The following is an 8,974-nucleotide window of genomic DNA, read 5'->3' as shown; positions in this document are numbered from 1 at the left end:
ATCCCATCAAAGACAGCGTCGTCAGTGCTCAAGCGAGTCATCCGCCAAGAGCCACAACCATCATCACTGTGCTCAAGGTGAGCCGGCCGGTCGACCTTGAGCACGGTTCGACCGTTTCGGCGGGGGTCAGATGGTTGATGGGTGCTCAAGTTGGGGCCGCCTTTGGCGGTCGAATGGTGCAGGCCGAAAGTTCTCGGCCGGGGACGTGTGCTGTTGCTCATCACCGCTTCCGGCCGACTACAAAGACAGGGTGGCTGGTCGCCGCGGTGGCTGGGGTGGATGGCGAGGCCGGTGACCGCGGCTCGACGTTGCCTTGGGTTGCCGGGCTTTGGTTGCTGTGCGGAAAGACTCGGGTTGCCAACTGGTCCGCCTCAGCCCCGATACACCTCATGGGTTCCCCCAACTCGAGGGATAACCACCGAGTCGGGGGGTTGCCCCCTGAGATTCTCGAGGGGCAACCCCCGAACTCAAGCGATAACCACCGAGATGGGGGGTTGCCCACCGAGATGGGGGGTTGCCCACCGAGATGGGGGGTTGCCCACCGAGATGGGGGGTTGCCCACCGAGATGGGGGGTTGCCCACGGAGGTGGGGGTTGCCGCGCGGCGTGGGGGGTGACCCGCGCGGCGTGGGTTAGAGGGGGTCGATGGTTTGGAGGGACTCGGGGGTTAGTTCGAGCCAGCGGGTGATGCCGATGTCGCGGAGGAACGGGAGGTCGTGGCTCGCGATGATCAGGGCGCCCTGGTACGACGCGAGGGCGTCCTTGAGTTGCGCGACGCTGGCGAGGTCGAGGTTGTTGGTCGGCTCGTCGAGCATCAGCAACTGCGGTGGCGGCTCGGCCAGCAGCAAGGCCGCCAGTGTCGCCCGGAACCGCTCACCACCGGACAGCGTGCTGACCAGCTGATCCGCAGCCCGGCCGCGGAACAGGAACCGGGCCAACCGCGACCGCCGCTCCTGGTTTTCGTGGCCTGGGGCAAGCAATGCCACGTTGTCCACAATCGACAGGTCTTCGCGCAGCAGGTCGAGCCGCTGCGGCAGATAGCGGAACGGCACGACCGGCAACGACCCACTGGTGATCGACTGCAGCAGTGTCGTCTTGCCCGCGCCGTTCGGCCCGGTCAGCGCGATCCGCTCCGGTCCACGGATCTCCAGGTCGACCAGCGCTCCGGTCCGCAACGAGTGCTCCTCGAGCCGCAGGACTACACGCCCAGCCGGTACGGCGGTCTTCGGCAGATCGACGCGGATCGTCTCGTCGTCGTGGACCTTCGCCTCCGCATCGGCCAGCGCATCTTGCGCCGACTCCAGCCGATCGCTGTGCATCCCGATGTGCTTCGCCGCCGACACCTGCGCACTTCGCTTCAGGTTGCCGGCCACGATCTTCGGGATCCCGCCCTTCTCGAACGCCCGCTGGCCGCGCGCCTGACGTTGGTCGGACTTCATCCGCGCCTCGATCAGGTCCTTCTTCTGCTTACGCAGATCGGACTCGGCCGCCCGCACCATCCGCTCGGCCGCCTCCTGCTCGACTGCGACAGCCTCCTCGTACGCCGACAGGTTGCCGCCGTACCAGGTGATGTCGCCCTTGCGCAGGTCGCCGATCTGGTCGACCCGGTCGAGCAGATCGCGGTCGTGGCTGACGATCAGCAGCGAACCGCGGAACTGATCGACGGCGTCGTACAGGTGCCGTCGGGCGCGCAGATCGAGGTTGTTGGTCGGCTCGTCGAGCAGCAGGACATCCGGACGCCGCAGCAGTTCTGCCGCGAGACCGAGCAGGATCGTCTCGCCACCGGACAACTCGCCGACCGACCGGTCGAGGCCGATCGACCCGAGACCGAGCTTGCCGAGCAACGCCTCGGCCCGCTCCTCGGCATCCCACCCGTCGCCGACGATCGCGAAGTTCTCCTCCGACGCGTCGCCGGACTCGATCGCGGTGATGGCACGCCGGACCGCGTCGATACCGAGCGCCTGGTCGACCCGCAGCGCGGTGTCCAGGGTGAGGTCCTGCGGCAGGTAGCCGAGTTCGCCGTTGACCCGGATCGTCCCGCGCTGCGGGTTGAGCCGGCCGGCGATCAGCCGGAGCAGCGTGGACTTGCCGGTGCCGTTGCGTCCGACCAGGCCGGATCGCACCGGACCGGCGACGAAACTCAGCCCGTCGAACAGCACGTCGCCGTCAGGCCAGGCGAAAAAGAGGTCAGTACAAGACAGGGAATGACTCATCAGGTGCTCCAAGAGGTCTTCAAGGAGACCGCACACATCCCGAGAACCGGGCAGCGGTCATCAACAGTCGAAGGAAGACCTCAGATGCGCAACCTGCACCCCTGTCGTAGGCAATGTGACCTGACTACTGTACGACGCCCGCCGAGCACGAACCAAGGTATTTACGGCGCTTGGCGCAGCCAGGTCTCGACACCGGCGATGTGCGCGGTCATCCAGGCACGCGCGGCTTCGGCGTCGCCGAGCTGGATGGCGTCGAGGATGGCGGTGTGTTCGGCCAGCGTGCGTTCGACCGCGCCGGCCTGGGTGACACCGCGCCAGATGCGGGCTCGCTGGGTCGCACCGGAGATGCCGTCGAGCAGTGAGCAGACCACCTGGTTCCCGGTCGCCTCGGCGATGCCACGGTGGAAGCGCAGGTCGTTCGCGACCAGGTCCTCGACCCCCGCATCCGGCGGCAGGTCGGCGCACAACTGCCGCAGCGATGACAACTGCTCGGCCCCGATCCGCGCTGCTGCCAACGCAGCCACGCCGGGCTCCAGCAACCGCCGCACCTCGAAGAACTGCAGCACCGAGTCGTCGCGGTGCAGGTCCACCATGAAGTTCAGTGCGTCGAGTAGGTGTGCCGAGTCCAGACTGGTCACGTACGTGCCGTCGCCGTGCCGGACATCGAGCACATTGACCAGCGTCAGCGCCTTGACCGCCTCCCGCAACGAGTTGCGCGACAACCCCAGCCGCGCGGCCAGATCCGCCTCTTTCGGCAACCGGTCACCCGGCCCGAGCTCCCCCGAGGTGATCATCCCTTTGATCTTGACGATCGCCTCATCCGTCAGCGCCATTGCGTCAGTATGCCGTCAGCGCCTAGCCCGTCCCAGCGATGCGGGCCAGAAGTGCGCCCCGGGTCGCCGTACCGGTCTTCGCGAGCACCGCCTTCACGTGGTCGTTCACCGTGTGCTGGGACAGCACCAGGCGGCCGGCCAGACCGCGTGAGTCGATCCCAGTGGCCAGTTCGGTGAGCACCTCCCGCTCCCGCGGGCTGAGCCCGTGCGCCAGACCGAACACCTCCAGCCGCTCAGCCGGAGTCGAGTCCTCGATGCTGACCACGATGTCTGCTTGCCCGGTCGCCCGGGCTGCGCGCAGGGTGATCCAGCGCCCGGCCCCGAGGTGCACCCGGGACCACGCTGGCCCGACGGGCGCCCCCTGCTCGGCAGCGATCAGCGCAGCCGCCAGGTTGTACGCCGCGGCCGGGATGGCCGGGATCGCCTCGTCCGGTGGATTCAGCTGCTCCAACGCCTCCAGCGCGGCCGGCGTCCGCACCCACACCGTCAACTCAGGACCCAGTACGACGATCGCCGGGCCGCCCGACGCCCGCTGCGGTGCCGCGGCAAAGGTGCGCGCCTGCGCCCGCCGCAGCCCAGTAGTCAGCACAGGCGCCAGTGCGGCAAGGCAATCCCGCTCTGTCCGAGTGAACGGAGTAGAGCGCCACAAGTCGAGCCAAGCCCAGCACCCGAACCGGTCCCAGCACGCCACGGTCAGGATCTCGGCGGACTCACCCCGGAACGCCATGACCGGCGTACCAGCGGCTCGTAGGTCGGTCCAGCGAGTCCCGCGCTCCAGATAGCGCCACCGCACCAGCCCCGGCAGGTCCTTCCACTGCAACCCCGGTACGTCGGCCAAGGGCGCCGTACCGACGCAGGTCACCGGATCGGTCAGCACCCAGACATGTCCGTCGAAGGGCACGACCGGGCGCACCGCGGCCAGCACCTGCTCCCGCAGCGCCTTCGCATCGAGCGCGCCGGAACACAGCCGCTCCACCCGGTCCAGCACACCCCGAGCGTAAATCCCCAGCTTGGGGGATGGGAACGCACCGCACCCGGCGCGCACGCTGGCCGCATGATCACACTGCACATCGAGAACACCATCGAGGACTACGCCGCCTGGAAGGGCGCCTTCGACCGCTACGACCGGGCTCGCCGCGAGCACAACGTGCTCAGCTACCGAATCAGCCGCCCGGCCGAGGACACCACGAAGGTCTTCATCGACCTCGACTTCGCCGCCCGGACCGATGCCGCGGGCTTCGTCCAGCTGCTCGAGAAGATCTGGCAGACGCCGCTCTCGCACGCGGTCTCCGCGGATCACGCTGTCCCCGAGGTCCGGGAGGTTCTGGAGGAGCGGCGTTAGCATCCGAAGATGACCGCCACGCCGGGCTACTCCGGTAAGCCGCTGGCCGTGAAGCTCGGGATCAAGCCCGAGCACACGGTGCTGGTCGACAACGCCCCCGAGGGGTTCACGATCGAGGGACTCCCCGCCGGTACGACGACAGTACGGCGGCCCGGGCGGTCGCCGTACCCGGTCGTGGTGATGTTCTGTCCGGATCGCGCTCGGCTGGCCGGGCGGCTGCCGGTGTTGCTGGAGCGGACCGAGACGGCCGGGATGATCTGGATCGCCTGGCCGAAGCGGTCGTCCGGCGTACCGACCGATCTGGACGAGAACGGGATCCGCGAACTGGCGCTGCCACTGGGTGTCGTGGACGTGAAGGTGTGCGCGATCGACGCCATTTGGTCGGGGTTGAAGCTCGTCCGACGCAAGGCCAATAGGTAGCAAGTGGACTGATCCGGGAGGTGAGCTTCACCACATCTTCACAATTCTTCACCGTTCACCCACGGCGGCGACATGGTTGCATACAGTCGCCATTCAGGCTCAGCAGGTGACCCCACGTGACCGGTGGCACGGCGGGAATCCCACCTGTACAACGAGTCCTGGAGTTGATCACAGACTCGGTCCGGACGTCCAGCGGGACCGGCGTACGGACCCCGCTGAAACACCTGCCAGGACAGTGTTTCAGGGCTCACACCACTTGGCACACTGGTCCGGTGATCCCGGGCTGTGGAACTTACCGCCGTGCTATTAGCCTTGCCCTCGGGAACCAACCCATAACTGCACAGGTCATAACCCGCGGTATCTGACCCGAGATCGGAAGAGGCGAACTGCCCAGTGGCCACCGAGCCATCAGACTCAAATCCCCTTGCAGCCTTCGGTGCGAACGAATGGCTGGTCGACGAGCTGTACGAGAAGTACCTGCAGGACCCGAAGTCGGTGGATCCCGCGTGGCTGGACTTCTTCAAGACGTACAAGCCCGGAGGTGACGCGAAGCCGGTGACGACTGCCCCGGCCGACGCTCCCCGACCGGATGCCGTGTCGGACAACAAGACACCGGAGGCCCCGAGTCGCGGCAGTGCGCCGTCCGTACCGGCCTCGAACCAGCCCGCAGCGGCCGCCGCCGCGGCTTCCGCACCGGTGGCCAAGCCGGCCGCTCAGCCCACGCCGGCCAAGGCCGTCGCCCCCACCGGAGGAACGGTGAACCAGCCGCCGAAGGCGCAGGCCAAGCCCGCGCCCGCCACCAGTACCGACGCCGAGCGGCAGATCCTCCGCGGCGCGCCGGCCCGGACCGCGCAGAACATGGAGACCAGCCTCACGGTCCCGACTGCGACCAGCGTCCGCGCAGTGCCGGTCAAGCTGCTGATCGACAACCGCATCGTCATCAACAACCACCTCAAGCGCGCCCGCGGCGGCAAGATCTCCTTCACCCACCTGATCGGGTGGGCGCTGGTGAAGGCGCTCAAGACGCTGCCCGAGATGAACGCGTCGTACGACGAGACTGAGGGCAAGCCGACGCACGTCCAGCCGGCCCACATCAACCTCGGCCTGGCCATCGACATGCAGAAGCCGGACGGCACCCGGCAGCTGCTGGTGCCGTCGATCAAGGCCGCCGAGGACATGACGTTCGCCGAGTTCTGGATGGCCTACGAGGACATCGTCCGGCGGGCCCGGGACAACAAGCTCGCGCTGCCGGACTTCCAGGGCACCACGATCAGCCTGACCAACCCGGGCACGATCGGCACCCAGCACTCGGTACCGCGGCTGATGACCGGCCAGGGCTGCATCATCGGCGTCGGCGCGATGGAGTACCCGCCGGAGTACCAGGGCGCGGCCGAGGAGACGATGGCCAAGCTCGCGGTGAGCAAGGTCATGACGGTCACCTCGACGTACGACCACCGGATCATCCAGGGCGCCCAGTCGGGTGAGTTCCTGCGCCGGATCCACCAGCTGCTGCTCGGCCAGGAGGGTTTCTACGACGAGATCTTCCAGAGCCTGCGGATCCCCTACGAGCCGATCCGCTGGGCCACCGACCTGCCGCACAGCCACGAAGAGGACATCAACAAGCAGGCCCGGATCCTCGAGCTGATCCACGCCTTCCGGGTGCGCGGCCATATCATGGCCGACACCGACCCGCTGGAGTACAAGCAGCGCAGTCACCCCGACCTCGACGTGGCCACCCACGGCCTGACGCTGTGGGACCTGGACCGCGAGTTCGCCACCGGCTCGTTCGGCGGCGACCGGCGGTTCATGAAGCTGCGCGAGATCCTCGGCATCCTGCGCGACTCGTACTGCCGGACCACCGGTATCGAGTACATGCACATCCAGGACCCCGAGCAGCGCAAGTGGCTGCAGGAGCGGATCGAGCGGCCGCACACCAAGCCGCCGCGCGAGGAGCAGCTCCGGATCCTGGCCAAGCTGAACGAGGCCGAGGCCTTCGAGACCTTCCTGCAGACCAAGTACGTCGGCCAGAAGCGCTTCTCGCTCGAAGGTGGCGAGACCACCATCCCGCTGCTCGACGAGCTCTGCGAGGAGGCGGCCGGCGCCGGCCTGGACGAGGTCGTCATCGGGATGGCGCACCGCGGCCGGCTGAACGTGCTGGCGAACATCGTCGGCAAGTCCTACGGGCAGATCTTCCGCGAGTTCGACGGCAACATCGACCCGCGGACCGTGCAGGGCTCCGGTGACGTCAAGTACCACCTGGGCGCGGAGGGCGAGTTCGTCTCCGAGTTCGGCGACAAGATCAAGGTGTCGGTGGCGGCCAACCCGTCGCACCTGGAGACCGTCGACCCGGTGCTCGAGGGCATCGTCCGGGCCAAGCAGGACATCCTCGACCGCGGCGCGGCCTTCCCGGTCCTCCCGGTCCTGGTCCACGGTGACGCGGCCTTCGCCGGTCAGGGCGTGGTGGCCGAGACGCTGAACCTGTCCCAGCTGCGCGGCTACCGCACCGGCGGCACCGTGCACGTGATCGTCAACAACCAGGTCGGCTTCACCACCTCGCCGGCCTCGTCGCGCTCGTCGATGTACTGCACCGACGTCGCGCGGATGGTCCAGGCGCCGATCTTCCACGTGAACGGCGACGACCCCGAGGCCTGTGTCCGGGTCGCCGACCTGGCCTTCGAGTACCGCCAGGCGTTCAACAAGGACGTCGTCATCGACCTGGTCTGCTACCGCCGCCGCGGTCACAACGAGGGTGACGACCCGTCGTTCACCCAGCCGCTGATGTACGACCTGATCGAGCAGAAGCGGTCGGTCCGCAAGCTCTACACCGAGGCCCTGATCGGCCGTGGCGACATCACGGTCGAAGAGGCCGAGCAGGCGATGCGGGACTTCCAGCAGCGCCTGGAGCGGGTCTTCACCGAGGTCCGCGAGGCGAAGAGCCAGCCGGACACCCCCGCGCCGTACGTGACCGTCCCGGTCTACCCGGACAAGCCGGAGGGCCCGGACGCGACCGCGACCACGCCCGAGGTGCTGAAGAAGATCGCCGACGCGTACACCACGCTGCCGGAGGGCTTCACCGTGCACCCGAAGGTGCTGCCGCAGCTGCAGCGCCGGGCCGCCGCGATCACCCAGGGCCCGATCGACTGGGCGTCCGCGGAGATGACGGCGCTCGGCTCGCTGCTGCTCGCCGGTCGTCCGGTCCGGCTCGCCGGTCAGGACAGCCGCCGGGGCACGTTCGTCCAGCGGTTCGCCGCGATCATCGACCGGGTCAACGGCCAGGACTACGTCCCGCTGCAGAACCTGGACGCCGAGCAGGGCAACTTCTACGTCTACGACTCGCTGCTCAGTGAGTACGCCGCCCTCGGCTTCGAGTACGGCTATTCGGTGGCTCGCCCGGAGGCGCTGACGCTGTGGGAGGCGCAGTTCGGTGACTTCGTGAACGGCGCCCAGTCGGTCATCGACGAGTACATCTCGGCCGGTGAGGCGAAGTGGGGTCAGAAGTCCGGTGTCGTGCTGCTGCTGCCGCACGGCTACGAGGGCCAGGGCCCGGACCACTCGTCCGCGCGGATCGAGCGCTTCCTGGCGCTGTGCGCCGAGAACGCGATGACCGTCGCCCAGCCGTCGACCCCCGCGTCGTACTTCCACCTCCTCCGCCGGCACACGCTCGGCGAGGAGCACAACCCGATGATCGTCTTCACGCCGAAGCAGCTGCTGCGGCGCAAGGAGGCGGTGTCGTCGCCGGAGGAGCTCACCCACGGCACCTTCCGGCCGATCCTGGGCGACGCCGAGGCGGAGGCCACCGCGGCCACCGTCGAGCGCGTCATCCTCTCGTCGGGCCGGATCTCCTACGACCTGCTGGCCGAGCGCAAGAAGGCCGAGCCGGACAAGATCAGTACGGCGGTCATCCGGGTCGAGCAGCTCTACCCGCTGCCCGCCGAGGAGATCGTCGCCGAGCTCGCCAAGTACCCGAACGTCACCGAGATCCGCTGGGTCCAGGACGAGCCCGCGAACCAGGGCCCGTGGCCGTTCATGGCCCTCAACCTGACCGAGCACCTCGGCGGCAAGCCCTTCTACCGGGTCTCCCGCCCGGCCATGTCGGCCACCTCGGTCGGCTCGATGGGCGCCCACACCGCGGAGCAGCAGACGCTGCTGAAGCAGGCCTTCAGCTGA

At 68.1% G+C, this 8,974-nt stretch carries 6 protein-coding genes; 3 read left to right on the top strand and 3 right to left on the bottom strand.

The genetic code is table 11. The features are described from left to right. Window positions 1–631 precede the first annotated feature (631 nt). The 3 genes from ABD231_RS01265 to ABD231_RS01255 form a co-directional block, all read right to left on the bottom strand. Complete coding sequence (locus ABD231_RS01265; RefSeq protein ID WP_344144198.1) at window positions 632–2,212, bottom strand: ABC-F family ATP-binding cassette domain-containing protein; 1,581 nt, start codon at window positions 2,210–2,212, stop codon at window positions 632–634. Between the two features lie 161 nt (window positions 2,213–2,373). Further along, window positions 2,374–3,045: a FadR/GntR family transcriptional regulator gene (locus ABD231_RS01260; protein ID WP_344144195.1), complete on the bottom strand. Its 672-nt coding sequence runs from the start codon at window positions 3,043–3,045 to the stop codon at window positions 2,374–2,376. Window positions 3,046–3,067: 22 nt separating this feature from the next. Continuing rightward, a complete protein-coding gene (locus ABD231_RS01255) occupies window positions 3,068–4,033 on the bottom strand; it encodes a helix-turn-helix transcriptional regulator (RefSeq protein ID WP_344144193.1) in 966 nt (321 codons plus the stop codon). A gap of 66 nt (window positions 4,034–4,099) precedes the next feature. Between ABD231_RS01255 and ABD231_RS01250 the strand changes: the two genes are divergently transcribed. The 3 genes from ABD231_RS01250 (at window position 4,100) to ABD231_RS01240 (ending at window position 8,974) form a co-directional block, all read left to right on the top strand. Continuing rightward, entirely contained in the window at window positions 4,100–4,387 is a 288-nt protein-coding gene (locus ABD231_RS01250) for a hypothetical protein (protein WP_344144191.1), read from the top strand. 9 nt (window positions 4,388–4,396) lie between these two features. Then, window positions 4,397–4,807: a DUF3052 domain-containing protein gene (locus ABD231_RS01245; protein WP_344144189.1), complete on the top strand. Its 411-nt coding sequence runs from the start codon at window positions 4,397–4,399 to the stop codon at window positions 4,805–4,807. A 393-nt stretch (window positions 4,808–5,200) separates the two neighbouring features. Then, the gene (locus tag ABD231_RS01240) at window positions 5,201–8,974 is read left to right on the top strand and encodes a multifunctional oxoglutarate decarboxylase/oxoglutarate dehydrogenase thiamine pyrophosphate-binding subunit/dihydrolipoyllysine-residue succinyltransferase subunit (RefSeq protein WP_344144186.1); all 3,774 of its coding nucleotides are present in this window, start codon (window positions 5,201–5,203) and stop codon (window positions 8,972–8,974) included.

It is taken from the genome of Kribbella yunnanensis (genome assembly GCF_039529655.1).
Lineage (GTDB): Bacteria > Actinomycetota > Actinomycetes > Propionibacteriales > Kribbellaceae > Kribbella > Kribbella yunnanensis.
The sequence above is the reverse complement of the archived record's forward strand: the minus strand, read 5'-3'. Positions and strand labels throughout refer to the sequence as shown.

Excerpts from the sequence above, each read along its gene's own strand:
- ABD231_RS01265 (WP_344144198.1), bottom strand. The coding sequence starts at position 2,212 with ATGAGTCATTCCCTGTCTTGTACTGACCTCTTTTTCGCCTGGCCTGAC.
- ABD231_RS01260 (WP_344144195.1), bottom strand. The coding sequence starts at position 3,045 with ATGGCGCTGACGGATGAGGCGATCGTCAAGATCAAAGGGATGATCACC.
- ABD231_RS01250 (WP_344144191.1), top strand. The coding sequence starts at position 4,100 with ATGATCACACTGCACATCGAGAACACCATCGAGGACTACGCCGCCTGG.
- ABD231_RS01245 (WP_344144189.1), top strand. The coding sequence starts at position 4,397 with ATGACCGCCACGCCGGGCTACTCCGGTAAGCCGCTGGCCGTGAAGCTC.